Source organism: Paraburkholderia sp. SIMBA_053, from assembly GCF_046534895.1.
In the GTDB taxonomy this organism is placed as follows: domain Bacteria; phylum Pseudomonadota; class Gammaproteobacteria; order Burkholderiales; family Burkholderiaceae; genus Paraburkholderia; species Paraburkholderia caledonica.
Genome location: NZ_JAWRXU010001885.1, coordinates 1 through 231, shown reverse-complemented (window position 1 = coordinate 231; position 231 = coordinate 1). Strand labels below are relative to the sequence as shown.

Genomic DNA, 231 nt, shown 5'->3' with positions numbered 1-231 from the left:
CCGCCAACTCGGCGAAGCGATTGAAGGCTACCGGCATGCTGTGACGCTGCGCCCCGATTACGCAGAAGCACACAACAACCTCGGCAACGCGCTGCGCGCTGCGGGCGACGCCAACGCGTCGATGCTGAGTTGCGCGAGGGCGATCGAGCTGCGCCCCGGCTATGCGGAGGCCTACAACAATCTCGGCAACGCGCTGAAGGATCTCGGCGATCTCGACAACGCGGTGCTCGC

Annotated in this window: 1 protein-coding gene; it reads left to right on the top strand. The window is 65.8% G+C overall.

What is annotated here, in order from left to right; all coding sequences use genetic code 11:
• Positions 1–231, top strand: a 231-nt coding sequence (locus SB753_RS42090; protein WP_410805827.1) for a tetratricopeptide repeat protein, incomplete at both ends; no start/stop codon positions are given.